Raw genomic sequence first — 26,752 nt, 5'->3', positions numbered from 1 at the left:
AATTAACAAATTGAGCAGCTAATTATGGTTTTATTAACAGGCCAAACTGTTTTAATCACCGGAGCCAGTAGCGGCATTGGCCAGGACTGTGGGATGGTCTTTGGGGCAGCGGGTTGTCGGTTAATTCTTTTGTCTCGGCGTTTATCTCGCTTGGAGGAATTGGCTGAATCCTTAAAAACTCAATACCAAACCGACTGTCTTTGCTTGGCGGGGGATGTTAGTAACCCAAATGAAATTATCCCCTTATTAAAATCTCTCCCGACAGCCTGGCAAAAGATTGACATTTTGATTAATAATGCGGGCTTAAGTCGGGGCCTGGAGCGATTTGATCAGGCCTTACTGTCTGATTGGGAGGAGATGATTGATACCAACATCAAGGGCTTACTCTATGTCACTCATACCCTTTTGCCAGGAATGTTAGCGCGAGGCCAGGGGCAGATTATCAATATTGGTTCGATTGCGGGGTTACAAGTCTATCCAGGCGGTCATGTCTATTGCGCAACCAAAGCAGCCGTGCAAGCGATTACAGAAGGTTTAAAACAGGATTTATTGGGGACACCGATTCGCGTCAGTTGTATTGATCCCGGCCTGGTGGCAACAGAATTTAGCCAAGTCCGTTTTCATGGGGACACCGAGCGAGCTGAAAAAGTCTATCAGGGCCTGGAGCCACTCACCGGGATGGATGTAGCCGAGGTCATCCTTTTTTGCGCCACCCGCCCGGCCCATGTCAATCTCAATCAAATCGTTTTGATGCCCACGGCCCAGGCCAGCACAACTCGCGTCCATCGAGAAGCCAATCTAAACTAACTCTCTGACAAAATCCGCCAGGCGTTCCAGGCCCCGTTCAATGGTGGTGACATCGGTGGCATAGGATAAGCGAATATGATCATCGGTTCCAAAGGCTTTACCGGGGATTAACGCCACTTGTTTTTCATCCAATAACCGTTCGGCAAACTCCAGAGACCCCAGGCCCGTCTGACTGATATTGACATAGGCATAAAAGGCTCCAGTGGGTTTAACAATGCCTAGGCCAGGGATCGCTGACAACAAACCCATCATCACTTCCCGCCGTTTCGCAAAGGCCGCCAACATCACCGCCACACAATCTTGAGACCCAGATAATGCCGCCATCGCCCCATACTGTGCAAAGGTACAAACATTCGAGGTGCTGTGGCCCTGAACCGTAGTGGTGGCTTTAATTAACTCTAGTGGCCCAGCTAAATAACCCACCCGCCAGCCCGTCATCGCATAGGCCTTGGCAAAACCACTGCTAACAATGGTGTGTTGAAATGCCGCCTCACTGACTGCCCCAATACTTAAATGCTCCAGGCCGTCGTAGCGAATTTTTTCGTAAATTTCATCGGACACAACCCAAATATCCGCAGCGATAATTACCTCAGCCAAGGCCCGAATTTCGTCCGGGGGGTAAATCATCCCTGTGGGGTTGCTGGGAGAGTTGAGGACAAAGAGTTTCGTGCGGGGGGTGATGGCCGCCTTCAGTTGCGCTGGGGTAATCCGATACCCGGTTGCGGCCGTAGTTGGGATAATCACCGGGACACCGCCAGCCAAGTAAACCATTTCCGGATAGCTTAACCAGTAGGGGGCCGGAATAATCACCTCATCCCCAGGGTTAATCAGGGCCATCATTAAGTTAAACAGGGATTGCTTGCCGCCATTGGTGACAATAATGTTTTCCGGCTTGAAGGGCAGATTGTTGTCTCGGTTGAGTTTTTCGGCAATCAGTTCCCGGAGTTTAGGTTCCCCGGCGGCCGGGCCGTAACGAGTTTTGCCCTCTTCCAAAGCCTGTTGGGCGGCGTTTTTGATATGTTCAGGTGTATTAAAATCGGGTTCACCGGCACTAAAGCTACAAATATCAATCCCCGCGGCTCGCATGGCTTTGGCTTTGGAGTCAATGGCCAGGGTAATGGAGGGAGTAACTTGATAAATCCGGGTGGCTAGTTCCATGCCGCTGCTCCAATAACACTGCTGTATTTTAGGCTAAACTTCTCCGCCATCGTTGTTTCTATGCCAGATCTCTGTTTCCACGATACCCTTTGGATTTGCGATGCTCAAAACTCTTGCGTTGGGGAGCACATCAGGTCGGCAAGGGACATAAAACAAATTGGGCCGGTTCTAGGCGATGTAAAAATTGGCGGACATAGGTTAAGGCCTGGCTGGGGGTCAGGGGTTCACAGGTGGTCAAGTTGCAGGGGCAAATTTGTAACCAACGTTTGACTAAAAATTCCACCGATTGGGGCCCGGCAAAGAGGGGCAATAGGCAACTCAGCACCAAGCTATCCACATAAACCGGAGTTGTCGAAGTCAGGCTGAGGAATGTCCCCAAATCCACCACGACTCGGTCTTGAATGTATTGCGCCCACTTGGCCTGGATGGTTTCGGTGCACAGTTGGGGATGCAAATACACCTGAGCCTTGAGGATAACGTTATCCGGCCAATCTTCCGGGAGAGATGGGGACAACTCTGATGGGGTCTGGGGCCTGTGACACCAAAAATCCAAAAGGCGATGCACAGGATGAATGAGTTCGTAGAGTTCCAGTTGGGTTTGTTGGGGCACATCCGGTAAGCTCAAGGCCAAAAAGGAGGGCAAGTTTTCCGGATCTTTAAAGAGGTTTTCCAGTGACCATTGCCGCCAGTTCACCATGGCAATAAAGTCCAGGCCGGCCTGATCGAGGAAATTAAACATATCCCGAACATTAAAGGCCTGATCACCGATCAGTAAATGATTGGCTAACAGCGCTTCGGCAGCATCTTCTTGTTGATATTTGGGATTCCAGGCCCGGGCTTTTAAATCTACTCCATCTTTCAACTCGGCCATAATTTCCTGCACCAGTTTCATTTCCATCTCTTCCGGGTTGTTGTCCATGATGCCCATAATCCGAAAAACAGCCTGGGCCCGGAAATACGCTGCACGTTGGAGATAGCTATGGAGATTGGCGCGGATAATCCCTTGAGGCTTAAGGACAGAACCCATGGCCTGGAGCGCCTTGACTGGATCGGGAACTAAGTATAAGACTTCATCACAATTAATATAGTCAAATGCCAACCCCAGGCCTGGGACTTCCTCAATCGTCATCCTATGGAATTCAACATTCTCAAACTGATGATAAGCCAATCGTTCCTGGGACATTTTGACAGAGGCTTCCGAGAGATCAATCCCGACAATTTTGGCCCCTGGATTCGCAATCGCCAACAACAGGGATTTGTAACCACTGCCACAGCCTGCGTCTAAGATAACCAAATTTTCAGGTTTAATAACCGTTTGATAGGCTAAGTAATAGGCCGTTACAACATTGTGAATAAACAGGCTATTGGTGTCATCTTTGGGAAATTTGTCGAGGGGAATTCGGGGATAGGGGCCAAAATCAAATTGACGACGGATTCGTTCCAGTTCCACAGCGTTTGTTATGGCGGTTGTGGTTGTCATGGTAGCCCCTGATGTTACCCAATTCAAACTGTTTTAGCATACCAGGCCAGGGATAATGGCTCTAATGTTCTTTCGCTAGTTTTTATGGTTGATGTTTTAATTTCCACATCACTCCGGCAGCCCAGTTGGTGAGAGTATGAGCCAGAACCGGAACGAGAAGATTCCCACTGGCCACGGCACTATACCCCAAAATCCCCCCAACCATCGTGGCCCAAATCGCGTAGGGCCATTGCTGTTTACCCCCCATATGAAGGATGCCAAAGCAAATTGCCGAGCCAATAATCCCATACCAATCCAGGCCCAGGGTTGGCAGCAACACACCGCGAAAGAGTAGTTCTTCACTCAGGCCCGGAAGTAGCCCTAACCAAAAGACATCAGCCCAGACGAGGGGACGAATCACCAACTCCAAGTAGAAATCTGCCGCCGCTCGATAGGTGGGCCAAAATTGATAGAGCAAACTGCTAGCCAAGACAATTCCCGTTGCAATTAACGTCCCAACCATGAGGGCCTGGGGTTGCCAAATGAGGGGGAGCAGACCACCTGCAAAAGGAGTTTGTAAAAGAGCTTTAGATAGAATCAGCCAAAGAATTGCCGTCAAACCCATCGCAACTAAAATCTGGGTGCGACTGAGGGGTTCAAGCTCCGGCTGTGGGCTAACAGGTTCCATTAGGACGATGACAGGGGTGGCAATGGGGCAGACAGGATTGGCGCAGAGTCCAGCAGTTGGGCCGCCAGATTCGCAATCTTAGCCGCGGCTCCGGCCTCACCCCGAATCCGTTGGAGGTGTTGACGCATTTCCATAAGGGTCTGGGGTTGGCTTAAGAGGCCGGCAATTTGTTCAGCCAGGCCGAGGGGATCGAGGGGGCCCACTAATTCTGGCACAATTTCCTGGTTCGCCCAAATATTCGGCCAGGCCCGCAAGCCTAATCCCTGCTTAATCAATGTCCAATCCAATGGTTTTTGGGTGAGTAACCGCCAGGCCTGGGCCCTGGTTAATCCCTGTAAGACCATTAACCAAAACATCAAGACCGACCCCCATCGCTGAAGTCCAGGCAGGCCAATCATCAATCCACCCAGGCCATCGGCAACGATCCCCTGCTTGAGTTGGAGTTGTTCTTGGGGTAATAAAACCATCATCGGCACCGCCAAGGCCCCCAATTCCGCCGTGTTGGCCCCCACCGTCGTTAAGCAAAGTTGACAGCGACTGAGGAGATCATAGTTAGGAAGCTTTTGCCAGAGATAGATTTTGGTTCCGGTGGTGGTTTCTAAGTAGGGTAAGCCTTGCTCCGGTTCCAATAGTTGAGCGGCAATTCCATCAATCAGATGAAAATCTGGATTAGTAGTGGGGTTGGCGTAGTTGGCCAAGGTTTGTAGGTTTAGGGTTGGGGCCACAGGAATCACAAACCGGGCCTGGGGTTGGAGTTGCTGGAGATGGGCCGCAATTGTCACCATGAAAGGCACACCCAGATGCAACTTAATCGGCTTAGAACCTGGTAATAATCCAATTAAGGGCGTGGTTGGGCTGAGGTTTAATAATTCCTCAATCTGTGCCTGAGTGGTGGGAGTTAACAGGGCCTGGCTCTCGGTCATCAAATCACCAACTACGGAAATTTTATCTTCATAGGCCTTGGTGACAGGGATAGACCGCCGGGCGGCAAATTGATCAATCTGGGCTAACCATCGGGCTTCCCATTCCGCATAAATCAAACTGCGATAGCCGAGCCGCTTTGCTAAGACAACCGTAAAAAACTGATCGCCGCCCAAAAATAACACCAGGCCCCGCGGTCGCCAATCCCAATTTTCTTGAGTTCGGCCCCAAATTAAGAATGGCCAAAAATGAGCACCCCCTTGAACCCGATCTATCCCCGAAATCTTCGCCCCCGCAACCGCTTCTTGGCCACTGGCATGGGGACAGGGTGAAAGCACCAGGGAAATTCGCACCTGGGTTGTGTCTTGCCCCAATCGCTCTCGGAGGGCCTGCACCACCGGATAAACCCACGTGGCCAACTCCCCCGGCCCATTCGAGAGAATCAAAATATCAAGGGGTGTTGACATGGGCATCATCAAACCTTAGAGAAGCCTCAAAACTAAGTTCTGACTAAAAAAGTTCGCTCTACAATGGTAACGGTTACTGCTAACTTGTCCGATCTTTAGTTCGTTCCCTGCGCTAGATTAGGACAAATTCCGGTTTAATAACTTTAATCACTTTTTCCATCACCCGCTGATTAACCAAAGGTTGCGTCCCGTGAGTCCAATTACTGTTCTTTCTGACTTGTCAGTAACTCATCCCCAAACCCCAGTCCTTGATGCCCCCTACAATCGCAGCGACTTTGATCGGGATGTGATGAACACCTATGCCCGGTTTCCGCTCACCTTAGTCAAAGGCTCTGGCTGCACCGTTTGGGATGATCAGGGTAAAGCGTATTTAGATTTTGTCGCCGGAATTGCCACCTGTACCCTTGGCCATGCCCATCCCGCCCTCGTCAAAACCGTCACGGAGCAAATCCAAACCCTGCACCATGTTTCTAATCTGTATTACATTCCCCAACAGGGCGACTTGGCCACCTGGCTGGTGAATCATTCCTGTGCCGACCGGGTGTTTTTCTGTAATTCTGGGGCCGAAGCCAATGAAGGGGCGATTAAACTGGCCCGGAAATATGCCCATACGGTTTTGAACATTGCCAATCCCGTAATCATTACGGCCCAGGCCAGCTTCCACGGTCGGACTTTAGCTACCATCACCGCCACCGGCCAACCCAAATATCAGAAAAACTTTGATCCCCTCGTGCCTGGCTTTGCCTATGTGGATTACAACGACATTGAAGCCCTAGAAACCAAGATTGCTGAATTAGACAAGGATGAACGCCAAGTTGCCGCGATTCTTTTGGAGCCATTGCAAGGAGAAGGGGGAGTTCGTCCGGGAGATTTACCTTATTTCCAACGGGTGCGCCAGATTTGCGACGAAAAAGGTATTCTCCTGATTTTTGATGAAGTCCAAGTTGGCATGGGCCGCACCGGCAATCTTTGGGGTCATCAAACTCTTGGCGTTGAACCGGATGTGTTTACCTCGGCCAAGGGCCTGGCGGGAGGAGTTCCCATTGGGGCCATGCTCTGTAAATCCTTCTGTGATGTGTTTCAACCCGGTGATCATGCGAGTACGTTTGGCGGTAATCCCTTGGCCTGTGCCGCGGCGTTAACCGTGTGTCAAACCATTGAACGGGATCACTTGCTGAAAAATGCCCAGGCCCGCGGGGAACAGTTGCGTGCTGGCTTAAAAGAAATTCCCAATCAGTATGCTGGCCTGGTGAAAGAAGTGCGGGGTTGGGGATTGATCAATGGCCTGGAAATTGAGGCAGACTCACCGATTACGGCCCCTGACATTGTCAAAGCTGCCATTGCTGAAGGATTGTTACTGGTTCCCGCTGGCCCGAAAGTTGTCCGGTTTGTCCCGCCGTTGATTGTTTCATCTGAAGAAATTGATCAGGCCCTAGCCGCCATTAACCAAGCTTTAGCCGCGTTGCTGTAACAGCCCTTCCTTTCGGTGTTGTCAAAAGCTCTAAGTTTCAGTGAAAAATACCATTCCAGGATTTTTAATAAAAAAATTCCAAAATGACAAGCTTTTCATTATTCTCTCATCCTCCCAAGGGTTAGAAGCATTAAGTTCTTCAAAGGTTACAATTTCTGGCCACCGAACTAGAGAGTGAAGCTCGTCTAACAAGTTTTCAATGGCTTTTTGAACTCATCAGATAAATTAAGGTAATCATTAAATCGCCTTGAGTAAGCCGCTAATAGGTGCGCTCTGATATAAATATATAAAATTAGAATAATATCTATATCTTCTGTTTTAACATCCCACTTTTCCTCAATGCACAACCGTGAATAGAAAGCATATTGACAGGCCATGGTACTGACTGAGCCAATCTGACTCTTGAACGCCACATACTCTTTCCATAACGTTCTTAAATCCTTTTACTATAGTTTTGTCTCATTTTCCGATGGGTCGGGATGATTTCTCCTTTTCTCGAAGTCATCCAACCATGCTTTAAGGTTGCCTGTGAGTATTTACAGTTCAATATCTCGATAAAGCATTTCCGCATAAGTGCGATTAACGGAATTATCAGGCAATCCCAAACTTAGGCAATGTCTTTTTCCTGTGTGGCTGAACGAAACCATCCATCGGGGCATGGTTGAATTTCCTTTGTCCTGAAAAATACTGACTTTGCCCATGTCATACCCCTATTTTGAAGGACAAAAGATGTTAAAAAATGCTCAAATGACGTTAGGAAAATATGGTAAAAGTGATTATTGGCAGGTTAGAAGGTATTTAGTTGAAAACCCCGAAAGCGTTATTTTGCAAGAGTTTCATATCTCAAGCTGGTGACGGGATTTGAACCTGCGACCGGCTGATTACAAATCAGCTGCTCTACCCCTGAGCTACACCAGCAATTCAGCTTCCCTATTTTACTAGACACTTCCGCAAATTGGCCTAATCTTTTCTAATTTCATGATATTTCCCCAGGCCCTCCGAATAGTCCCTTAGGCAAGCTGCAACAAACTTGTAAAAGCTCCAGCCCCTAGGCCCTGTTCAGGACTCAGACGATACCCCCTAAATTGCGGCGATGCCCCCCAAGGAGATTGGTAGTCGGTAAGAGCAGGAACCGCCAAGGATTGAAATGCCGGAAACCGCTGGACAAACCAATCTAAGACTCCTTCATTTTCCTCTGTTGAAAACGTGCAGGTGCTGTAGAGCAAATACCCCCCGGGTCGGACAAGCTGACTCGCAGTGGCAATAATCTTCTTCTGGCGTTGGGCATTGTGATTAATGGTGCGGGGGTGGAAACAACCCAAAACATCGGTTCCCTTTGCCAATAGAGATTGTCCCGAACAAGGTGCATCCACAATCACGACATCAGCCAACTGCCCATATTCCGCCACCAGGCCGGCCACATTTAAATGGGTCACTTTCCCACAGGCCACATGGCAGCGCTTCAGATTCGAGGTGAGCATTCCCAAACGTTTCCCAATCACCTCATTCGCCACCAGTAAGTCGGGTTGCAAACTGCGCCAGGCCAAAATAGACTTTCCCCCCGGAGCGGCACAAACATCAATGACTAACTTGGGAGGCTGGAGAAAGGTCAGGGATTGGAGAGGAACAGCAGCAAACACAGAAGAAAAATCTAGGACGTAATAGGCCCCTTGGTGATGGAGATGATGTTGGCCGGGTTTTGTCCCCAGAGCAAGTCGATCAACCCAGTCCGGTTGCCAAACCACAGGGGCAACAACATCAAAGGGGAAGGGATTAGGGCGCGGCTGGCACCAGAGAATTGCTGGCGGATAGGGCTTGGGGGTAAGTAGGGCTGTTAGAAAGTTCTCCCGATGTACCGGATCAGGATATAACTTCCGACTAAACTTTTCTAGCAAGGCAGAGGGGGATTGTTTGGTTTTCTGCAACTTCAACCTAGCTGATGGTGACCTCCCGCGGTTCACTCTGGTCGGCTTCGGCTTTCGTCGTGATAATTTCTGAACGAGCTTCAGCCACTAAATCTTGAAAGGATTCACTCGCTTCAGCCATGCTGGCCTGGGCTTTTTCATAGGTTTCAAAGGCCCAAACTAAACCTTGCTTGGCTGCATTCCGGGCTGATTCGGTTAGAGAATGTCCTGTCATCGAATCCACGGCCCCAACCACTGGAGCGACCGCTGCGGCCCCAATGCCCACCGCCAAAACGGCCAAAGGCTCAATACCCAACAGGAGTGCTTCAAATTCCATGAGAGAGTTCCTAACTGGAGAACAAAAATTTTCTGAGTCGGCTCTAATGATAACAAACAGCCTTGGGAAATCAAGGGGAATGAATACAAACCGCCCGATCATTATTCGTTTTCCCCTCTGCCTTTATCCAAAAATTATGTTACCGGATCCAACGATTGGGTAAGTTTAGTAGCGTTGTGGCACTCACTCCAGTCCCCAAGCTGCCATGACTTCTCTCCATTTAGATTAGATGACCCTGTCCCCAAGAACGATTTTCTACACAGTCATTGCCCTATCCCTCGTTCTCGCTATAATGGTAAAGCTGCATTCTTAATAAGACCCAAAACTCCATGGCCAAAAAGAGCATGATCGAGCGGGAAAAAAAACGGCAACGCTTGGTTGAAAAATACGCTGCTAAACGTGCTGAACTGAAAGAGCAAATTGCTTACGCTGAAAACCCAGACGAGCAACTCACGCTCCATCGCCAACTCCAACAACTCCCCCGCAACGGTGCCCAAACTCGCTTACGAAATCGCTGCTGGCTAACCGGTCGGCCACGGGGATATTTCCGGGATTTTGGCTTGTGCCGGAACGCCTTACGGGATATGGCTCACCAAGGGTTGTTACCTGGCCTGGTTAAATCTAGTTGGTAATTACATACCAGCCAGATAATAACTTATTTTCATCTGAAGATGCGTGATGAGAGCCTTAGCTAGGCTTCGAATCAATTTGAAAAGGGCTGTCTATGTAGATAGCCTTATTTTTTATTGTTCTATGTTGGAACTTCATCATTGGTGTAGGTGTGACTAATACCCATACCTTATATACGTTCGATCCTCATCCTTGTCGAGCCTTGCTCCAGGGAATTTCAGCCCGATATCGGTAGAGTACTACTTCGATCAATTAAACGGTTATCTGTTGCAGTTCGACCGACATGACTCTGTCACCCCAGTCAATGAAGTTCTATTTTTGCCCACTGGTCATCTCTCAAGGCATAGCATCGTATAGGAGTAAGCTGGCTCAAGTCACGTCTGATCACCGACCCACTTTTGCCCCTTTGTGTCAACTCTTACAATTGATGACAGATCCTAGATCAATAGCCAGATCAAACTCGTCAGTGGATAGGGCATAGAGATCGTAGGTGACTTTCCAGCCATCATTTTTGAGACCATTTTTAACAGTGTCATGGAATAAATCACGGGCTGACATAGCTAAACTCCCTTTAGAATTTGAGTCTATTCCACTTTTCTAAACCAGGCCCTTAAGTTGGTAAAGAATATCGTCTTATAGCGGCCAATAATCCTCCAGGCCAGCAGGATATGATGAAGATTGCTGAGGGTTGTCAATAGTGCATGACCCTGAGACTTCCTGTCTTGAGTTCTAAGTAACGTTACCCTATGTCTGAATCATCTAGCTATCACATCATTACCTTTGGCTGTCAGATGAACAAGGCCGACTCGGAGCGAATGGCAGGCATTTTAGAGGGTCTGGGCTATGGCTGGGTGGAGGATCCCAATCAAGCGGATTTAATTCTCTACAATACCTGTTCCATTCGCGACAACGCCGAACATAAGGTTTATAGTTATCTCGGTCGCCAGGCCAAGCGGAAACAAGAAAACCCTAACTTAAAGCTTGTCGTGGCCGGCTGTGTTGCCCAACAGGAAGGAGAAGCCCTCTTACGCCGAATGCCGGAGCTAGATCTCATCATGGGGCCGCAATATGCCAATCGCTTGGATGAATTACTCGCCCAAGTTGAAAGTGGTCTCCAAGTTGTGGCCACCGAACCCGTGGAAATCATGGAAGACATTACAAAACCGCGGCGAGAAAGCACCGTCACGGCCTGGGTCAATGTCATCTATGGCTGTAATGAACGCTGTACCTACTGTGTTGTCCCTGGAACCCGTGGCATTGAGCAATCCCGCACGCCCCAGGCCATCAAAGCCGAAATTGAAGAGTTAGCCGCCCAAGGGTACAAAGAAATTACGCTCTTGGGGCAAAACATTGATGCCTATGGTCGGGATTTACCCGGAATTTCCCCCGAAGGCCGCCGCCAAAATACCCTCACAGATTTGCTTTACACCATTCATGATGTGCCGGGCATTGAACGGATTCGCTTTGCCACCAGCCACCCCCGCTACTTTACCGAACGTCTGATCCAGGCCTGTGCCGAACTCCCGAAGGTCTGCGAGCATTTCCATATTCCCTTTCAATCGGGCGATAACGACATCCTCAAAGCGATGGCTCGGGGCTACACTCGGGAAAAATATCTGCGGATTATTGAAACCATTCGCCGTTATGTCCCTGATGCTGCCCTGAGTGCGGATGTGATCGTTGGTTTTCCAGGGGAAACCCCGGCCCAGTTTGAGCGCACCCTCGAGTTAGTTGAGATGATTGGCTTTGATTTACTGAATACGGCGGCCTACTCTCCCCGGCCGGGAACCCCAGCAGCCCTTTGGTCAAACCAAGTTCCAGAAGCGATCAAAGATGAACGTTTGCAACAACTGAATGATTTAGTGGGTCGCCAGGCTGCCGAGCGTTCGGCCCGTTATTTAGGGCGTGTTGAAGAAATTTTAGTAGAGGCTGTTAACCCTCGAGATTCCAGCCAAGTCATGGGCCGGACGCGGGGCAATCGTCTCACCTTTTTACCAGGGGATATACAAACTCTCCGGGGACAACTCGTTTCCGTAGAAATTACGACAACCCGGCCCTTTAGTTTGACCGGAACCCTAATCAACACGCCAGTGATGCCTGTCTTAGTGGCTTAACCAGCCTTCGGGTCTGTCATCCATAGATTTTCATGGGTCAGACTAGTTTATTTATCTGATGCCATGCTGATAACTAGGGGCAAAACTAGAGATGAGAATCTATCTTCTTGTGAGTTCAATAATATCAATAATAATTGAGTCATTCCCTCTCCGTCCCCAAATGAGTAGGCCGATGAATCCCCAGAGAATTCCAGGCCACAGAGATTTGATACACTGGTGTTTAATCTTGTTTGATGGGCAAAATTGCCTAGTATTGCTCAATTACACATCCCTTGAAGCTTGTAAGTCCTATGACATCTTCTTCTCAGATTTCCGAACGCGCCCTGCCTGAAATTCTATTGCCGGATGATCTAATTACACGGGAAGAAGGATTCATCCTCTACGAAGATATGGTTCTGGGGCGTACCTTCGAGGATAAATGTGCCGAAATGTATTACCGCGGCAAGATGTTTGGCTTTGTCCACCTCTATAACGGGCAAGAAGCTGTTTCCACGGGTATTACGAAGGCGATGCGCCCGGATGATTTTGTCTGTAGTACCTATCGGGATCACGTTCATGCCCTCAGTGCTGGAGTTCCCGCCCGTCAAGTCATGGCCGAGTTATTTGGCAAAGCCACAGGATGCAGTCAAGGCCGAGGGGGATCCATGCACCTGTTTTCCTCGGAGCATAATCTTTTGGGGGGCTTTGCCTTTGTGGCGGAAGGAATTCCAGTGGCCACCGGAGCCGCTTTTCAGAGTAAGTATCGCCGGGAAGTGATGGGAGAAGCTGGAGCTGATCAAGTCACCGCCTGTTTTTTTGGGGATGGGGCCAGCAACAACGGGCAGTTTTTTGAATGTTTGAATATGGCTTCCCTCTGGAAACTGCCGATTCTTTACGTTGTTGAAAATAATAAATGGGCAATTGGGATGGCGCACCACCGGGCCAGTTCTGAAACAGAGATTTTCCAAAAGGGGAAAGCCTTCGGGATTGTCGGCGTGGAAGTGGATGGGATGGATGTTTTGGCGGTGCGGGCTGTGGCCAAAGAAGCCGTGGCGCGGGCGCGGGCCGGAGAAGGACCAACCTTAATTGAAGCTTTGACCTATCGGTTTCGGGGGCATTCCTTGGCGGATCCCGATGAGTTGCGCTCTAAGGAAGAAAAAGATTTTTGGTTTACTCGGGATCCAATCAAGAAATTAGCGGCCTATATGATCGAGAAAAAGTTAGCAACGGCCGCCGAGCTTAAGGATATTGACAACAAGATTCAAGCGGTTGTAGATGATGCTGTAGAATTTGCCGAGGCCAGCCCGGAGCCAGATACCAGTGAATTACACCACTACATTTTTGCGGATTAAGCCCTTTGGGGGAACCTGGTTGTATCGCCCCTGGCTTGTTTTGGGACTGGGTAGTTTATTTTGGGCGGCGGGCCTGGGGGTGAAGGCACAGGTATTTTCCAATGGACAACTGATTCCGACTTTAATTTCAATTCCTGACTACACCAGTCCTAATGCCTTAATTCCGCCCTTGATTCCCCAACTCATTCCCACGCTGCCTGGGGACACAACTTGTAGCCCATTTCAGCACAACTTAAGTCAGTGCTTGAACCAGTATCGCAATACGACAATCCCGGAACCGGTTTTGCGCTCTATTTTGCCCCGGACGGCTGCCCCTCCCTCGGAGATGCCAACACCCGCCCCCAATCCAGCCCCTCAGGTTGTGAATCGGCCGCCGCCTTTGCCTGCCCCAGGAACGGTGACTGAAGAAAATTGTCCGAGGGGGACGAGTTTGGTGCTATTGCCCGGAGGCTATGCCTGCATACAAGCCCCAAATTAGGATGATATCTGTAGCAGAAGATTAAGGAATAGTGGCCTGGCCTGGGCGACCCCTTACAATAGGTAGAGACGAGGTTGCTGCTTCAAGGGTTGGACTTTGGACATTAAGGCGTAACTTGGTCAGTTTGGTTTTGATGGAGGGATGTCATGATGGCTCAAACCGCACACCCAGACCCAGATTTAAGTGCCTATACGGTGGCGGATGTCTCCCAGCTGGCTCAACGCTTGGAGGAAGATGATTACGAAACTCCCTTTGCGGCCCTAGAGGATTGGCATTTGTTGCGGGCTTTGGCCTTTCAACGCCCTGAGTTAACCCAGTCCTACCTGTATTTGCTTGATTTAGAGGCCTTTGATGAGTCCTAAGTGGCAGTGACCTCTGGCTATTTTGTCCCTGTGATGGTTGTTGTTCAGGCATAGCAACAGTGACTCAGTCCCAGCGAATCTTAGTAGCAGTTGGTGGCGGGATTGCGGCCTATAAAGTCTGCGAAATTGTCTCCTCACTCATCCAGGCCGGTCATTCAGTGCGGGTGATTTTAACGGAAACAGCCCAGAAATTTATTACGCCCCTCACCTTTAGTACCCTTGCCCGCCATCCTGCTTATCCGGATCAAGAGTTTTGGCATCCTGACCAGGCCCGCCCCTTACATATTGAATTGGGGGAATGGGCAGAGGTATTTTTGATCGCCCCCTTAACGGCCCATACCCTCGCCAAACTGAGTCAGGGATTAGCGGATGATTTGCTCACCAGTACGGTCTTGGCATCAACTTGTCCGATTGTCTTGGCTCCAGCGATGAATACAGTCATGTGGTCACAGGCAGTGGTGCAACGGAATTGGGCGGTTCTCACCGATGATCCTCGTTACCATTGGTTGGGTCCGCGGTCGGGTCGCTTGGCCTGTGATGCTGTTGGGCCCGGACGGATGGCTGAACCAGAGGAACTGTTGGCGTTACTGGACTCGCTGCTGCTAACTGGGGGCAAACGGGACTTAAGGGGTAAAAAGATTTTAATTACGGGCGGGGGGACACGGGAGCATTTGGATGCCGTTCGCTTTTTGGGTAATCCGGCTTCGGGAAAAATGGGACTTGCGTTGGCCCAGGCCGGGCAGGCCCGCGGTGCAGAAGTTTTACTTGTCCATGGCCCCCAAGCCTTAGGGATTCCCCCGGAAATTGACCATATGGCGGTGACGAGTGGGTTGGAGATGGCTGAGAGATTAAACCAGGCCTGGGGGAATTTTGACTGGTTAATTATGGCGGCGGCGGTGGGGGATGTCCGGCCCAAGACAAATTCAACGATAAAACTTCCTAAAGACCAGATTCCCAACCCCTTACCCTTGGAATTTATTCCCGATTTAGTCAAACATTTGGCCAGCCAGAAACGCCCGGAACAACAGGTGATTGGTTTTGCGGCCCAAACGGAAGATATTGCCACACCGGCCTGGGCAAAGCTCCAAGATAAGGGTTTAGATTTGATTGTCGCCAATCCGATTGATCGCCCGGAGTCTGGATTTAACAGCCCCACTAACCAGGCCTTGATCTTCCATAAATCCGGTGCAAAAATTACAGTCCCCTTAACCACAAAACTCAGGCTAGCCCATGAACTTTATGATCTGATTCTCCGCTTTGCTGAGTAAGTTTCCCGATGCCCTCTCCTGTTCATTGTCATTCTTTTTCCGGTGCGGAACTCCAGGCCTGGGCTAACTGGGCCAAAACCATGATTCCAGCGGCAGAGATGTCCATAGGGTTAGGAGAATTACGCTATTTACTCCGAGAAGTGACCCATTTGGATGGTCTAAGTTTAGTCCGATACTTACGGCAGAGTGATGCTAACGGGGTCGGGAATGATGACAGTCAAATCAACAGTTTTTATAGCCTGGAGGAACTGACCCACCTCTGGCGACAACGCTGGCAACATCGGGTTCCGCTGCACTATCTCTTGGGTTGGGTCTTTTGGCGAGACTTCAAGCTGACTGTCACCCCTGATGTTCTGATTCCCCGCCCGGAAACGGAGTATTTGATTGATTTGGCCGCACGATTCAATCCGGATCCAGATCAGGGGGGAATTTGGGTGGATCTGGGCACAGGTTCAGGGGCGATTGCCATTGGCCTGGGGGCAGTTTTTCCGAAGGCAACGATTTATGGCGTAGATGTCAGTCCAGCCGCGTTAAGGGTAGCAGCCGCTAATATTCAGCAAAACAATCCTCAAGCCCCGATTAAACTTTTACAAGGATCGTGGTGGCAGCCCTTAGTTGGCTTAGAAGGTCAGATAACGGGACTTGTCAGTAATCCCCCCTATATTCCCCAGGCCGAGATTGCCAACCTGCAACCGGAAGTCCAAAACCATGAACCCCATTTAGCCTTGAGTGGTGGCGCGGATGGCCTGGGGGCAGTTCAGGAAATTGTGGCCGGGGCCAAGACGTTTATCCGACCGGGTGGGATTCTCGTGTTAGAAATCATGGCCGGGCAAGGGGCAGCGGTTAAAAAATTACTAGAGTCTAGCCAGGCTTTTTGTGAGACACACATTTTCACTGATTTAGCTGGCCATGATCGCTATGCCTACGGTCTGAGGAGGGAGTAATGCACTTTAAGGAAGTATCTGTATGGATTGGGCTAGAGCTATTAATCATGGTGAGAGGCCAGTTAGAAGTTAAGGGCGTTTTGGGTGACAGCGGCAATGGCCTGGTCGGTCGCTTTGGGCAGATGATAATATTTTCCCCCGGCCTGGGCTGCTAGTTCTTTACCAAACCCCGTCGAGATAAATTTATTTTCCGTATCCACCACCAACAGCTTTAGCCCCAGGCCCCGGATTTTACCGGCAATGTCCAGTAACTCGGCTTTGATATCAGGTTTTTCCCCTTCTGGAATGGGTTCACCCAAAGATTTTGCTAAGGGAATATTGCCCCGGCCATCGGTAATCGCCACGATCATCACCTGTCCCACGTCCCCGGATTGCTGAGCATTGAGTCCAACTCGGACGGCCTGGGTTAAACCATGAGCCAAAGGAGAGCCACCCCCACAGGGCAAGGTATCTAATCTCCGGCGAGCCGCTTCGATCGAGCGCGTTGGGGGTAACAAGACATCGGCCTGGTCACCGCGGAAGGGAATCAAGGAAATCATGTCCCGATTTTGGTAGGCCTGGGTGAGTAAGCGTAAAACCGCTCCCTTGGCTGCATTCATCCGATTTAAGGCCATGGAACCCGATGCATCCACAACAAAGATAATCAACGCCCCAGATTTGCGCGCCAACCGTTTAATTCGCACATCCCCGGATTCGACAATGACTCGCCGTTGGGGTTGCTTGGCCCGTCGGGATTTTTGATAGGGAGCCGCCGTCCTCAAGGTTGCATCCACCGCAATACGCCCGCCCCGTCCCTTAGGAATCATCGGCCGTACATACCGCCCCCGATCCTGGGAATAGACTAAACTCCGACTTCCCGACTTCCCTTGACGTTGGGCCGATTGGGCAAAATACAAGACCGACTCATCCAAAATTACCCCTTCTGCTTCAAAGACAAACTCTTCTGGGATACTGGGGGGTTCGGCCTGTTGCTCTTCGTTGTCTTCCGGTTCGTCTTCATCTTCTTGGTCGGGTTCCTCCTGATCCTCGGCCTGGTTTGGTTGGGGCGGCGGCGGGGCGAGTTGCTCTGGGGGAATATCAATGAGGGTGGCCCGCGGCACAATCACCAATTCCACGGCCCGGCGCAAATCTTCGGCGGTGACTTCGGAACGACCATTCAGGGCCGCATGAGCTTTGGCCACCCGGACTGCAAACAACTCAGCCCGATGCCCCTCAACTCCCCCCCGGATTGCTTCAGTGACGAGATAGGCAATTTGCTGGCGGTGAATTTTGACATCCTTGAGCCATTCCCGCGCCAAAATAATCTGAGTTTGCAGGTCTTCCAACTCGGTGCCATATTGGGCCATGAAGGCCTGGGGCGAATTGGCAAATTCCGTGGCTTGATCGACGGCCTGGACTCGCTCATCTAACCCCAACACCGCATCAGCACTCAGAGCAATGGCAATTCGATCCAGTAAATGGGGTCGTAGTGGGCCTTCTTCCGGGTTGTAGGTTGCTAATAACAAAGGCTGGCAGGGGTGCTGAAAACTAATCCCTTCTCGTTCAATTTGGTTGCGTCCTTCCGTTAAGACCGTCAGCAAGAGATTGGCAATCTGCTCCTCTAGGAGGTTAATTTCGTCCACATAAAGAACTCCGCGGTGGGCAGAGGCTAACAGGCCGGGTTGAAAAATGGCTTCTCCTTTCTGCACCGATTGACTGACATCTACGGCCCCAATCAGCCGATCTTCCGTAATTCCCAAAGGAATTTGAATAAATGGAGCCGGAATGACCTCGGTTGGGGGAGGAGACTCGATTTCACCCGCTTGAATTTGCTCAATTAACCGTTTATCCCAGGCCCCAGGGTTAGCTGGATCACAATTACTCAGGGAGCCTTTGACGATTTCAATCGGAGGTAACAAGGCATGAATCGCCCGGGCCATGACGGATTTAGCTGTGCCCCGCCGCCCGGCAATGACGACACCCCCCAGGCCTGGATCAACTGCCGCTAATAACAGTGCAAGTTTAATCGCCTCCTGTCCAACAACGGCCGTCAGGGGAAAAGTCGGAGCAATGGGTAAAGCAGCAACCATTGGGATATTGATCAGGCAAAGGACTATCCCCATTGTCACTGTTAGGGTTCATCTTTAGCCAGTCAGAAAAGTTCCCTCATCCGTCCCAAAGAGTTGGCCCCAGGGGAAGACCATAAAGGAGGGTTTAGGCCGTGACCGGATAAGGATTCAGGACAGTTTGCTGATACTGGCGATAGCGTCCCAAGGCCGTGAGGGGGAAATGCTGTTGATAAAGGTGATATTTCAAATAAAAGTGACAAGGGAAGCCAGTCCCAGTGAAATAGTCTTCATTCCAAGTCCCATCGGCTCGTTGGGTGGCAATCAGGTGTTCTACCCCACGTCTAATGGCATCTGTGGCATATTCACCCACTGCTTCTCCAGCCGCCAACAGGCCAATCAATGCCCAGGCCGTTTGGGAGGGGGTACTCTCGCCTTTCCCTTTTAAGCTTGGATCGTTATAGCTGCGACAGGTTTCGCCCCAACCGCCATCTGAATTTTGGACAGAGACTAACCACTTGACGGCCCGCCGTAATCGCCACCGATCATAGGGAGGAGCCACTAAGGCCAATGCCGCCAACACGCCACTGGTGCCATAGACATAGTTCACGCCCCAACGCCCATACCAACAGCCTTCCGGTTCCTGTTCCGTCCGCAAATAGGCTAAGGCCTTGTCAACGCTGGCTTCTCCGGTGGTCATGTCGGTGCGGCCAATCATTTCTAAGACACGGGCTGTGACATCCGCTGTATTGGGGTCAATCATCGCCCGCAAGTCGCCATAGGGAATGTCGTTGAGCCAATCTTGATCGTTATCAATATCAAAGGCCGCCCAACCCCCAGGCTTACACTGCATCGTTGCAATCCAATCCACAGCCCGCTGCATTGCCTCTTGTTTGAGTTTTTCATCGGGGAGTTTGACGGCTTCCAGGGCCATGACCACCACGGCTGTATCATCCACATCGGGGTAAAAGCGATTTTCAAACTCAAAGGCCCAGGCCCCAGGTTTACCGATTTTATTCTTAACCGCCCAATCGCCATAATCGAGAATTTGCTTTTCAATCAGCCAGTTGCCGCCAGTGACCAATGCAGGATGATCCGGCTCCAGGCCAGAATCCACCAACGCCCGCATGACTAAGGCCGTATCCCACACCGGCGAGACACAGGGCTGCACCCGATACCAATCCTCAGTTTCAATGGCAAAGCGATCCACACTTTCCAGGCCCCGTTGGACAATCGGATCATGGGCGTTATACCCCAAGGCCCGCAACGCCAAGAGGGAATTCAACATCGCCGGAATAATGCCACCCCAATCGCCACTAGCTTCCTGACGTTCTAAAACCCATTTTTCCGCCGCTTGGAGTCCTTCTTCCCGCAAGGGGGTTAAATTCCACTCCTCACAAAACTTGAAAACATTATCTAGTTCCAGAAATAAATCAGTCCAATCGCCTTTCCGGGGTAAGCTCCAATTCACATTTGCCCGGCCTTCGAGATAAAGCTCATCCACATTCACGCCCGGATTCGTGACATAGACTGGCTTACGATCCATGACGATCAACAGCGGAACGGTGCTACCGCGGGCCCAACTGGACATTTCATAGATCGTAAATGGCCCCCACTCCGGCAACAACATCACCCAGGGCGGCAACGAGGGAATTCCCCGCCAGTCATAACAGCCAATTAGAGCCAAATGCAGCTTGGTAAAAATCCGGGTTTTGCTGATGCCACCTTTAGCGAGAATAAAATCCTTGGCTCGCACCATATCCGGATCATTCGCCGCAACGCCCAACAGTCGCAATGCCGTATAGGTTTCCACCGAGGTGCTGAGGTCGCCGCCATCCCCATAGAACAGTTCCCAGCCGCCATGTTCCCGTTGTTGGGATTGTAAAAAGGTTTTGGCTTTGGCTAAGGGTCGGTTTTTATCAGTCCCCCAAATTTTGTGGAGCAAGACTGCTTCTGCTGTCATCGTGCAGTTGGATTCCAGTTCTGAACACCAGTAGCCGTCTTTGTATTGTTGGGAGAGGAGATAGTTTTGGCTGGCCTGGATCGCGGCATCAAGGGGAGAGAGGGGAGCAGTCAACGTCTCAGGAATCCGGTCTTGGGTCTGCATAGAGTCTGGGGATCATCTTAAAAGGCTAATTCCGATTTATTATACGCTCTTCGCTTTCCCAGGCCTGGATCAAATCCTCTCGTTATTTGCTGATTGGAGGCTGTCGTCATTAACTCATCTATGAACCTTACTGACTCAACCACGTAATTGTTTCCCGTAACCAGGCTTCGGCATCGGCATTTTTGGCTAAGGCCGTTGATTGTCCAACTGCGTCCAAGGCCTGGCGGATTTCCTGGGCCGTATACCCCAAAGCCAAGAGGGTCATTTCCACATCTTCTTGAATGGCCGCCATTGGCCCGGCAGCGGGAGTAGTCACCAGGCCGGTTTGATCTCGCCAGGCCGCAAGTTTCGTTTTTAGTTCCAAGGCCAAGCGTTCCGCCGTTTTTGTCCCGACCCCAGGAGTCCGACTCAGGAGGCGCGTATTGCCGCTGACAATGGCCTGGATCAACTCTGATAATCCCAAGCTGTCTAAGAGGGCGAGTCCTAACTGGGGACCAACCCCACTGACACTAATCAACTGCCGAAATAAATCCCGTTCTGGCGCGGAACCAAACCCATACAGCAGGAGTTGATCATCGCGCACTTGCAGATGGGTAAACAGGGCCACGGGTTCAGCTACGGGCGGGAGTGCGTTGAGGACACGAGTTGTGATTAAGAGGTCATAGCCTACGCCTTGAACGTCCAAGCAGAGAATAATTCGGTTGACTCCGAGTTTTTGGGTACCAAGAATTGTCCCGCGCAAAAAACCAATCATTAGCGTCTAAGGAGCCGGAGTTGGACTATCAGTTGAGCTAGGGGCAGGGCTGGTGGCGGTATTCGGGGTGTTGGCGGCCGCAAGTCGTTTAATTTGATCCTTGACTTGGGGGGGGGCCAAGCTGACAGCCTGATTAAAGAGGGGGGCAGCATCCGCACTTTTCCCTTCACTTTTGAGCGCAATGGCCTGGCCGAGGATGGGGCGGAAGTCATTCGGGTGATCTTGAGCGAGTTGGGTAAAGTGGGTCAGGGCCTGGGCGTAGTCCTGTCTAGACATATAAATATCCCCCAAAATTAAGTTGACAGCCAGTAAATTTTCCTGAGATTCGGGGGTTTCGGGGGCAGCTTTCAGAGATTGAATGGCATCTTGCACCAGGCCAAGGGCCGCTTCTGGCCGCTCTTGTTTTAGTTCCAGTTGGGCCAGGCCCCGTAAGGCGTTGATATTGGTTGGATTCTTGTCTAATACGGTCTGATAGGTGCGTGCAGCCTCCTCCGGTTTGCCAGCTTGTTCCTGGGCCTGGGCGAGGAGGACAGCATATTGGGGTTGGGTCGGGTTGAGGGTTGTCAATCGTTCCAGGGGGGTAATGATGGTCTCCACCGGGCGTTTACCCAGGCCAATCAGCTGGAGGCGCGCATTGATTAACCCTTCCAAAGCAGCAATATTATCCGGTTCCCGCTCCAAGACGGCCTGGTATCCCGTTTCCTCAGCCTCATACTTTTTGACCGTATCAGCAGCTTGGGCGGTGGGGGAGGGTGTGGTGATGGGCGCGGTTGGGCCAGTCCGAAAAATTGAACCGATCAGGGGTGCAAGGGAAATGACCAAAAACGGGAGAATGCCAATCACCAGAACAATCAGGGTGAACAGTTTCCGCCGATTCATGCCCGCTTTTTCCATGATTTTTATCCTAAATATCTCTGGCGTTCTGCCTAGTAAACTGTTTGGAAATATCCTTCGCCACCTTAACCCAGAGAGGCCCCTTCCCAAAATAGCGACTCGATCATTCTTTTGGTGATTTTTACTTCTCCAGAACAGTCCCAACCACGCCCTATCATCGCATTTTATCTGACTCGTGATCGGCCCCAATCTCCCAGGCCCCACAGATTTGCGTCCAGGCCCCGGAGTTCGTTAAAACTAGAGGGTAGGCGTAAGTTTAAGGCAGTCTTATTTTTTTGGGGAACTAGCCGCATCAGGGGGTGCAATGTGACCACCAAGTTAGTCCAACCACCGTTTAACAAACCGACTCAGGAAAAAACAGCCCGCAAAACTCGACTCAAAAGCCAAATTGCCGATCTTGTCCTCGCTGGCCTGGTGAGTGGCCCGATTGCTGCCCCGTTTTTAGCCGCCAGTGGCTTACCCGTCCTAACCCAGATTGCTGACATTATTTACACGATGGGTTTGTTTGTCTGTCCCCAGCCGGAAATGAGTTTGATGCTCTGGCCCCACTGGTTAATGGCGGTTTGTATGCGCTGTTATGGTACGGTTTTGGCTCTGGTATTTTGTCGGTGGCTATGGAGTCGTAGTTCTGGCCAGGAAGCCTATTGGTTGGGGCAGTATGGGGTTTGGGGCGGTCTGATTGCCGTAGTGATGATGTTGTTCTATCCCCTGGAATGGTGGTTGCAGCAGGTGGGGGTTTGGGATTACATGAATTGGGTTGTGTTTCCCTTTGGTTGGGTTGCGGGCCTGGGCCTGGGATTGTGGGTTGCCCCAGCGTTGTATTCACGCCCCCATGCCTGAATATCGTTTGAGTCCCTTGCGCCACAACCAGCGATTGAGGATCCAGACAATCCCTAACCATAGCAAACTCACCCCAACGGCCTGGAGCCAATTGACGGGTAAACCCACCAATACACTGGCAGGGATATAGATCAGATAGGGAAAGGGAGTCCACATCAGCACCGCAGCTAGGCCGGGGGGATAGAGAGATAAGGGAGCAATCATTCCTGAAAGAAATAGGTAAAACAAGTACCAAAACTGCTCTAGGGCCGTAGCTCGTTCCGTCCAAAACGCCAAGAGAGCCAGGGTGTATTGAATCAGAAAGCGCAGGGCAAAGGTCAGCAAAATTAAGGGGACAAACAGCAAAAGCCGCCCCCCTTCGGGAATCCAAGCTGCTTCGGGGTAGAGAAGAAAAAAGAGGGGAATCAGGGCAAAACTAAAGGGCAAGCGAGCCACCCGTTCTCCTAAATGACCAGCGACATGATGCCAAACCGGGTCTATGGGCTGGAGGAGGCGCGGTGATAATGTCCCCTCAACCACTTCCTTTTCAAAGTCATAAATGACCCAGACCACCGTAAACTGTCGGGTGAGAAATACGGCCAAAAAGTACCGCGCCAAGGCAATGGGGGTCATCCCAAAGTTACCCTGTTCAGCCGCTTGCACCCAAACCCCCATGAGAATTAAAGGTAAGGAACCGGACAGCATCCAGAGCAGTAACTCGGCTCGATATTCGTTCATGTAGGCGTAATAGACCGTGAGCATCACCCAGGCCTGGTGGGCGCGTAGTTTGATTTTGAGGGCCATGAAATTTTTATCTCAGGTTATCTAATCGGATCCGACTGGTTTCATTTTGCCGCTTCAGACGCGATGGTGTTATAGTCCTGCTTAGGCTGGCCTGGAGTTGCAGTTGTGAACAAAATCCCATCTCTCCTTTTGGTACGGCAATTATCGGCTAAATTGGCTGGGTTAAACCCTTTGAGTCAAGTCCGAGTTTGGCTTATCATGGGCCTGGTGACCTTGGTTTTGGGCTTATCAGGATGTGTCCAGGCCGACTTAGCAATTCAAATCAAGGGCCAGGCCGGCGGTGAAATTCAGCAACATCTCCAAGTCTCCCGTTCTGCTCGTCCATTTCTAGAGCAACTCCAACAGCAAGCCGGCAAACTGGGGGGAACGAGCAAACGCCAAAATGGGCAAACCCTTGATCTTCGCATCCCCTTTGAGCGCCCGGAAGATTTAGCCAGCAAACTCAATGGCCTCTTAGCTCCCCTGACTCAAACTGAGGCCCCGAACGTACCGACCCTTCCCGCCCAGGCCGAGGTGACGGATCAAAATCTTTTATTGTTTATCCGGGGACAGTTTGACTACACCATAGATTTACGTGCTTTTGGGATTGCCTCTGGCAGTCGTTCTGATGCGGTTGTCCTCAGTCCCCAGGAATTAGTTGCCTTAACCATTAGCTTAGAAACGCCTTGGGGGGCCAGGCCTGGGCAAGCATCAGCCAAAGATAACAGCCTCACCCTCATCAATCCCCATCTGGTCAAGCACGGACATACCCTGACTTGGACATTAGAACCGGGCTATATCAATCATCTCCAAGCGGTCTTTATTTATCCCAGTTTGGTGGGTTGGGGCGCGCTAGGCATTGTTGGGTTGCTGTCCCTGGCCTGGTATTGGCGGTATCGGCCCTTAGCTCTAGCTGCCCAAAAATTAACTAATCGTAACCCTGCTGCATCCTGATGAATTGGTTAGGGCCACGCCACTCCTTACAACGCTATTTAACCCTAGCGGGCCTGGGGCCGATCATTGCCCTGAATTTATGGGTTTGGCATCAGCTATTTCTCTATTTTGAATATCTCCTGTCTGTACTGATCATTGCCGCAATTTTGGCCTATTTATTGAACGGGCTGGCGGCCTGGTTACAACGCTTTTCCCTAACTCGGCTCCAGGCCATGATTATGGTGTTGGGTTTTGTCCTGATTATTTTTACGGTGGTGGGATTCACCTTAATTCCGGCCATTGCAACCCAGTCCCAGCAGCTCATTGAACGTTTACCGGAAATTGTTAATTCTGGCAATGATAGCTTGCAGGGCGTGATTGCCTTTGGGCATCGGTTTCGGTTTCCTTTTAATTTTGAACAGATAACGGAAGAATTACTAAATCAATTGAAGGTGATTTTGAGTGTTTTACCGGATTTGGCGTTTACAACCTTGGGCCGGTTTGTGGATGCGCTTTTGGTACTGGTCTTAACCGTTTATATGCTGTTCTATGGGGGACAACTGTGGGGAGCTTTAGTTAGTTCTATTCCCCAGCCTTGGGGGCCGATTATTGATCAATCATTGCGGCTGAATATTCAAAAGTTCTTTTCGGCCCAGTTGGTCTTGGGACTATTCATGTTTCTAGCCCTCTTGCCCGTGATGATTTATTTGGGAGTTAACTTTAGCCTCTTGTTTGCCTTAATCATTGGCCTGGCCCAGTTAATTCCAGTCATTGGAGCCACCGTTGGCATTGGCCTGGTGGTTTTGGTGGTGCTGTTTCAGGATGTTTGGTTGGCGGTGAATGTGCTGGTGATAGCCGTCTTTTTTCAGCAAATCAAGGACAACATTCTTGCCCCCCGACTGTTGGGGAATATTATTGGCTTGAATCCCCTCTGGCAGTTTATTGCTCTTTTAATTGGGGGACGAGTTGCGGGATTATTAGGAGTTTTTCTCTCCATTCCCATTGCTGCCACCATCAAAGCCACGATTGAGAAGATTCGTGAACTAGAAGCGGACAGCCTGGAAAAAACAACACCCTAGTTAAGCTATCTCTAATTGACCAGGCCCCGCCCTTGACTGAGTTTTAAGTTGATTAACGATAGGATAAAAATAACCAGGAACAAGACTAAACCAATCGTACAGGCATAACTCACTTCTAAATCCATGAATGCTTTTTCATAGAGATAGTAAACAATCGTTTTCGAGCTATTTAAGGGGCCGCCTTGGGTCATCACATAGACCTCTTCAAAGACTTTTGTGGCCGAAATAGCTGAAATTACCCCCACCAAGAGCAAGTAGGGCCGCATTAAGGGCAAGGTAATATCCCAATGTTTACGCCAGCCATCGGAACCATCTAGGGCGGCCGCTTCATAGAGATCCTCGGAAATGCCCTGTAAGCCAGCTAAATAAATGACCATGTAATAGCCCAGGCCTTTCCAAATTGTTACCGCCATGACGCTAAATAGGGCCAGTTGCGGACTGGTTAACCAAGGGACGGCCGTTTGTACCCACCCTAATTCCTTCAGGAGTTGATTGAAAAGTCCCTCTTGGGCATAGAGCCACCGCCAGGCAATTCCCGCCACCACCATGGAAATAATGACTGGAGTGTAATAGGCTGTCCGAAACCAGTGCATTCCCGGCAGTTTTCGATTGACCAGAATCGCTAAGACTAGGGGCATGAAGACTAGAATCGGCACAACCCCAACTAAATACACCAGGGAATTGCCCAACGTTTGCCAAAAGACCCGATCCTGGGCCAATTGTTGAAAATTTGCTAAACCAACCCATTCCGGGGCCTGGGTGAGATCGTATTCAAAGCGGGTAAAGCTTAAGTAAAACGCCTGAATCGCTGGCCAAAACACCGTCAACCCCATCAGGAGTAAGGCTGGTATCAAGAAAAAATAAGGAGTTCCCCGCTGGAAATATTGCCGGAACAGCCCTGAGCGTTGAGACGAAGACACCTTAGATGCAGGCATGGGTCAGATCAGTAAATTCTTTGAACACAGTTTATCATGCTGCCCTTTACAATAGTCCTAGCTT

Annotated in this window: 26 protein-coding genes and 1 tRNA gene; 12 read left to right on the top strand and 15 right to left on the bottom strand. The window is 50.4% G+C overall.

The genetic code is table 11. From position 1 onward, the window contains the following. The first annotated feature begins 24 nt into the window (after positions 1-24). A complete protein-coding gene (locus SYN6312_RS07150; RefSeq protein WP_015124190.1) occupies positions 25-807 on the top strand; it encodes an SDR family NAD(P)-dependent oxidoreductase in 783 nt (260 codons plus the stop codon). Here the strand turns inward: SYN6312_RS07150 and SYN6312_RS07145 are convergent. The 4 genes from SYN6312_RS07145 to SYN6312_RS07130 all read right to left on the bottom strand — a co-directional run bounded on the left by SYN6312_RS07145 (position 799) and on the right by SYN6312_RS07130 (position 5,500). Then, on the bottom strand, positions 799-1,965 hold the full coding sequence (locus SYN6312_RS07145) for a pyridoxal phosphate-dependent aminotransferase (RefSeq protein ID WP_015124189.1): 1,167 nt from the start codon (positions 1,963-1,965) through the stop codon (positions 799-801). The two genes, SYN6312_RS07150 and SYN6312_RS07145, sit on opposite strands and share 9 nt — an antisense overlap. Before the next feature lie 130 nt (positions 1,966-2,095). Next, a complete protein-coding gene (locus SYN6312_RS07140) occupies positions 2,096-3,445 on the bottom strand; it encodes a class I SAM-dependent methyltransferase (protein ID WP_015124188.1) in 1,350 nt (449 codons plus the stop codon). A gap of 82 nt (positions 3,446-3,527) precedes the next feature. Continuing rightward, positions 3,528-4,112: a CPBP family intramembrane glutamic endopeptidase gene (locus tag SYN6312_RS07135; RefSeq protein ID WP_015124187.1), complete on the bottom strand. Its 585-nt coding sequence runs from the start codon at positions 4,110-4,112 to the stop codon at positions 3,528-3,530. Beyond that, positions 4,112-5,500: a lipid-A-disaccharide synthase gene (locus tag SYN6312_RS07130; protein ID WP_156804758.1), complete on the bottom strand. Its 1,389-nt coding sequence runs from the start codon at positions 5,498-5,500 to the stop codon at positions 4,112-4,114. The genes SYN6312_RS07135 and SYN6312_RS07130 overlap by 1 nt, the downstream gene beginning before the upstream one ends. 217 nt (positions 5,501-5,717) lie before the next feature. Here SYN6312_RS07130 and SYN6312_RS07125 point away from each other — a divergent pair, with 217 nt between their 5' ends. Continuing rightward, positions 5,718-6,971, top strand: coding sequence for an aspartate aminotransferase family protein (locus SYN6312_RS07125; protein ID WP_371257396.1), 1,254 nt, complete (start codon positions 5,718-5,720; stop codon positions 6,969-6,971). Between the two features lie 846 nt (positions 6,972-7,817). Here the strand turns inward: SYN6312_RS07125 and SYN6312_RS07115 are convergent. The 3 genes from SYN6312_RS07115 to SYN6312_RS07105 form a co-directional block, all read right to left on the bottom strand. Beyond that, positions 7,818-7,889: transfer RNA gene (locus SYN6312_RS07115), tRNA-Thr, on the bottom strand. Between the two features lie 92 nt (positions 7,890-7,981). Next, positions 7,982-8,896 (bottom strand): RsmB/NOP family class I SAM-dependent RNA methyltransferase, encoded by a 915-nt coding sequence (locus SYN6312_RS07110; RefSeq protein WP_015124183.1) that lies wholly within the window; start codon positions 8,894-8,896, stop codon positions 7,982-7,984. Positions 8,897-8,903: 7 nt separating this feature from the next. After that, positions 8,904-9,212 (bottom strand): hypothetical protein, encoded by a 309-nt coding sequence (locus SYN6312_RS07105; protein WP_015124182.1) that lies wholly within the window; start codon positions 9,210-9,212, stop codon positions 8,904-8,906. 329 nt (positions 9,213-9,541) lie between these two features. Here SYN6312_RS07105 and rpsN point away from each other — a divergent pair, with 329 nt between their 5' ends. Next, entirely contained in the window at positions 9,542-9,844 is a 303-nt protein-coding gene (rpsN, locus tag SYN6312_RS07100) for a 30S ribosomal protein S14 (RefSeq protein ID WP_015124181.1), read from the top strand. Between the two features lie 409 nt (positions 9,845-10,253). Here the strand turns inward: rpsN and SYN6312_RS20950 are convergent, their stop codons facing one another. Beyond that, positions 10,254-10,400 (bottom strand): element excision factor XisH family protein, encoded by a 147-nt coding sequence (locus tag SYN6312_RS20950; protein WP_083853500.1) that lies wholly within the window; start codon positions 10,398-10,400, stop codon positions 10,254-10,256. Positions 10,401-10,588: 188 nt separating this feature from the next. Here SYN6312_RS20950 and miaB point away from each other — a divergent pair, with 188 nt between their 5' ends. From miaB to prmC, 6 genes are all read left to right on the top strand, one after another. Continuing rightward, positions 10,589-11,956 carry a tRNA (N6-isopentenyl adenosine(37)-C2)-methylthiotransferase MiaB gene (gene miaB, locus SYN6312_RS07095; RefSeq protein WP_015124180.1) on the top strand — a complete coding sequence of 456 codons (1,368 nt, stop codon included), beginning with the start codon at positions 10,589-10,591 and terminating at the stop codon, positions 11,954-11,956. A gap of 290 nt (positions 11,957-12,246) precedes the next feature. Beyond that, a complete protein-coding gene (gene pdhA / locus SYN6312_RS07090) occupies positions 12,247-13,287 on the top strand; it encodes a pyruvate dehydrogenase (acetyl-transferring) E1 component subunit alpha (RefSeq protein WP_015124179.1) in 1,041 nt (346 codons plus the stop codon). After that, the gene (locus SYN6312_RS07085; protein ID WP_015124178.1) at positions 13,256-13,765 is read left to right on the top strand and encodes a hypothetical protein; all 510 of its coding nucleotides are present in this window, start codon (positions 13,256-13,258) and stop codon (positions 13,763-13,765) included. The genes pdhA and SYN6312_RS07085 overlap by 32 nt, the downstream gene beginning before the upstream one ends. A 146-nt stretch (positions 13,766-13,911) precedes the next feature. Further along, positions 13,912-14,127, top strand: coding sequence for a DUF2555 domain-containing protein (locus tag SYN6312_RS07080; protein ID WP_015124177.1), 216 nt, complete (start codon positions 13,912-13,914; stop codon positions 14,125-14,127). 59 nt (positions 14,128-14,186) lie between these two features. Next, complete coding sequence (gene coaBC / locus SYN6312_RS07075; RefSeq protein ID WP_015124176.1) at positions 14,187-15,395, top strand: bifunctional phosphopantothenoylcysteine decarboxylase/phosphopantothenate--cysteine ligase CoaBC; 1,209 nt, start codon at positions 14,187-14,189, stop codon at positions 15,393-15,395. Between the two features lie 8 nt (positions 15,396-15,403). Continuing rightward, positions 15,404-16,339 carry a peptide chain release factor N(5)-glutamine methyltransferase gene (gene prmC / locus SYN6312_RS07070; RefSeq protein WP_015124175.1) on the top strand — a complete coding sequence of 312 codons (936 nt, stop codon included), beginning with the start codon at positions 15,404-15,406 and terminating at the stop codon, positions 16,337-16,339. A gap of 62 nt (positions 16,340-16,401) precedes the next feature. Here prmC and bchD read toward each other — a convergent pair whose 3' ends face one another. The 5 genes from bchD to SYN6312_RS19730 form a co-directional block, all read right to left on the bottom strand. Continuing rightward, a complete protein-coding gene (bchD, locus tag SYN6312_RS07065; RefSeq protein WP_015124174.1) occupies positions 16,402-18,408 on the bottom strand; it encodes a magnesium chelatase ATPase subunit D in 2,007 nt (668 codons plus the stop codon). A 124-nt stretch (positions 18,409-18,532) separates the two neighbouring features. Next, positions 18,533-20,491: a squalene--hopene cyclase gene (gene shc, locus SYN6312_RS07060; RefSeq protein WP_015124173.1), complete on the bottom strand. Its 1,959-nt coding sequence runs from the start codon at positions 20,489-20,491 to the stop codon at positions 18,533-18,535. A 127-nt stretch (positions 20,492-20,618) separates the two neighbouring features. Next, positions 20,619-21,245, bottom strand: a complete 627-nt coding sequence (gene ruvA / locus SYN6312_RS07055; protein ID WP_015124172.1) for a Holliday junction branch migration protein RuvA — start codon at positions 21,243-21,245, stop codon at positions 20,619-20,621. Positions 21,246-21,251: 6 nt separating this feature from the next. Next, entirely contained in the window at positions 21,252-22,139 is an 888-nt protein-coding gene (locus tag SYN6312_RS07050) for a lipopolysaccharide assembly protein LapB (protein WP_015124171.1), read from the bottom strand. Between the two features lie 164 nt (positions 22,140-22,303). After that, positions 22,304-22,453 (bottom strand): hypothetical protein, encoded by a 150-nt coding sequence (locus SYN6312_RS19730; protein WP_156804757.1) that lies wholly within the window; start codon positions 22,451-22,453, stop codon positions 22,304-22,306. Here SYN6312_RS19730 and SYN6312_RS07045 point away from each other — a divergent pair. Continuing rightward, positions 22,446-22,979 carry a DUF2085 domain-containing protein gene (locus SYN6312_RS07045; RefSeq protein ID WP_015124170.1) on the top strand — a complete coding sequence of 178 codons (534 nt, stop codon included), beginning with the start codon at positions 22,446-22,448 and terminating at the stop codon, positions 22,977-22,979. The two genes, SYN6312_RS19730 and SYN6312_RS07045, sit on opposite strands and share 8 nt — an antisense overlap. On the opposite strand, the gene SYN6312_RS07040 is transcribed toward SYN6312_RS07045, so the two are convergent. Continuing rightward, positions 22,962-23,762: an ABC-2 family transporter protein gene (locus SYN6312_RS07040; RefSeq protein WP_015124169.1), complete on the bottom strand. Its 801-nt coding sequence runs from the start codon at positions 23,760-23,762 to the stop codon at positions 22,962-22,964. The two genes, SYN6312_RS07045 and SYN6312_RS07040, sit on opposite strands and share 18 nt — an antisense overlap. Positions 23,763-23,867: 105 nt before the next feature. Here SYN6312_RS07040 and SYN6312_RS07035 point away from each other — a divergent pair, with 105 nt between their 5' ends. Together SYN6312_RS07035 and SYN6312_RS07030 are read left to right on the top strand one after the other, a co-directional pair. Beyond that, entirely contained in the window at positions 23,868-24,695 is an 828-nt protein-coding gene (locus SYN6312_RS07035) for a DUF3153 domain-containing protein (protein ID WP_015124168.1), read from the top strand. Continuing rightward, entirely contained in the window at positions 24,695-25,753 is a 1,059-nt protein-coding gene (locus SYN6312_RS07030) for an AI-2E family transporter (RefSeq protein ID WP_015124167.1), read from the top strand. The genes SYN6312_RS07035 and SYN6312_RS07030 overlap by 1 nt, the downstream gene beginning before the upstream one ends. Before the next feature lie 11 nt (positions 25,754-25,764). Here SYN6312_RS07030 and SYN6312_RS07025 read toward each other — a convergent pair whose 3' ends face one another. After that, positions 25,765-26,688, bottom strand: a complete 924-nt coding sequence (locus tag SYN6312_RS07025; RefSeq protein WP_015124166.1) for a carbohydrate ABC transporter permease — start codon at positions 26,686-26,688, stop codon at positions 25,765-25,767. Positions 26,689-26,752: the final 64 nt, after the last annotated feature.

Source organism: Synechococcus sp. PCC 6312 (assembly GCF_000316685.1).
GTDB lineage: Bacteria > Cyanobacteriota > Cyanobacteriia > Thermosynechococcales > Thermosynechococcaceae > Pseudocalidococcus.
This window is presented reverse-complemented; position numbering and strand designations above follow the sequence as displayed.

Bases quoted from the DNA above. Each gene is read 5' to 3' on its own strand.
- SYN6312_RS07150 (WP_015124190.1), top strand. From the start codon at position 25: ATGGTTTTATTAACAGGCCAAACTGTTTTAATCACCGGAGCCAGTAGC.
- SYN6312_RS07145 (WP_015124189.1), bottom strand. From the start codon at position 1,965: ATGGAACTAGCCACCCGGATTTATCAAGTTACTCCCTCCATTACCCTG.
- SYN6312_RS07140 (WP_015124188.1), bottom strand. From the start codon at position 3,445: ATGACAACCACAACCGCCATAACAAACGCTGTGGAACTGGAACGAATC.
- SYN6312_RS07135 (WP_015124187.1), bottom strand. From the start codon at position 4,112: ATGGAACCTGTTAGCCCACAGCCGGAGCTTGAACCCCTCAGTCGCACC.
- SYN6312_RS07130 (WP_156804758.1), bottom strand. From the start codon at position 5,500: ATGTCAACACCCCTTGATATTTTGATTCTCTCGAATGGGCCGGGGGAG.
- SYN6312_RS07105 (WP_015124182.1), bottom strand. From the start codon at position 9,212: ATGGAATTTGAAGCACTCCTGTTGGGTATTGAGCCTTTGGCCGTTTTG.
- rpsN (WP_015124181.1), top strand. From the start codon at position 9,542: ATGGCCAAAAAGAGCATGATCGAGCGGGAAAAAAAACGGCAACGCTTG.
- SYN6312_RS20950 (WP_083853500.1), bottom strand. From the start codon at position 10,400: ATGTCAGCCCGTGATTTATTCCATGACACTGTTAAAAATGGTCTCAAA.
- miaB (WP_015124180.1), top strand. From the start codon at position 10,589: ATGTCTGAATCATCTAGCTATCACATCATTACCTTTGGCTGTCAGATG.
- pdhA (WP_015124179.1), top strand. From the start codon at position 12,247: ATGACATCTTCTTCTCAGATTTCCGAACGCGCCCTGCCTGAAATTCTA.
- SYN6312_RS07080 (WP_015124177.1), top strand. From the start codon at position 13,912: ATGATGGCTCAAACCGCACACCCAGACCCAGATTTAAGTGCCTATACG.
- prmC (WP_015124175.1), top strand. From the start codon at position 15,404: ATGCCCTCTCCTGTTCATTGTCATTCTTTTTCCGGTGCGGAACTCCAG.
- bchD (WP_015124174.1), bottom strand. From the start codon at position 18,408: ATGGTTGCTGCTTTACCCATTGCTCCGACTTTTCCCCTGACGGCCGTT.
- shc (WP_015124173.1), bottom strand. From the start codon at position 20,491: ATGCAGACCCAAGACCGGATTCCTGAGACGTTGACTGCTCCCCTCTCT.
- ruvA (WP_015124172.1), bottom strand. From the start codon at position 21,245: ATGATTGGTTTTTTGCGCGGGACAATTCTTGGTACCCAAAAACTCGGA.
- SYN6312_RS07050 (WP_015124171.1), bottom strand. From the start codon at position 22,139: ATGGAAAAAGCGGGCATGAATCGGCGGAAACTGTTCACCCTGATTGTT.
- SYN6312_RS07040 (WP_015124169.1), bottom strand. From the start codon at position 23,762: ATGGCCCTCAAAATCAAACTACGCGCCCACCAGGCCTGGGTGATGCTC.
- SYN6312_RS07030 (WP_015124167.1), top strand. From the start codon at position 24,695: ATGAATTGGTTAGGGCCACGCCACTCCTTACAACGCTATTTAACCCTA.
- SYN6312_RS07025 (WP_015124166.1), bottom strand. From the start codon at position 26,688: ATGCCTGCATCTAAGGTGTCTTCGTCTCAACGCTCAGGGCTGTTCCGG.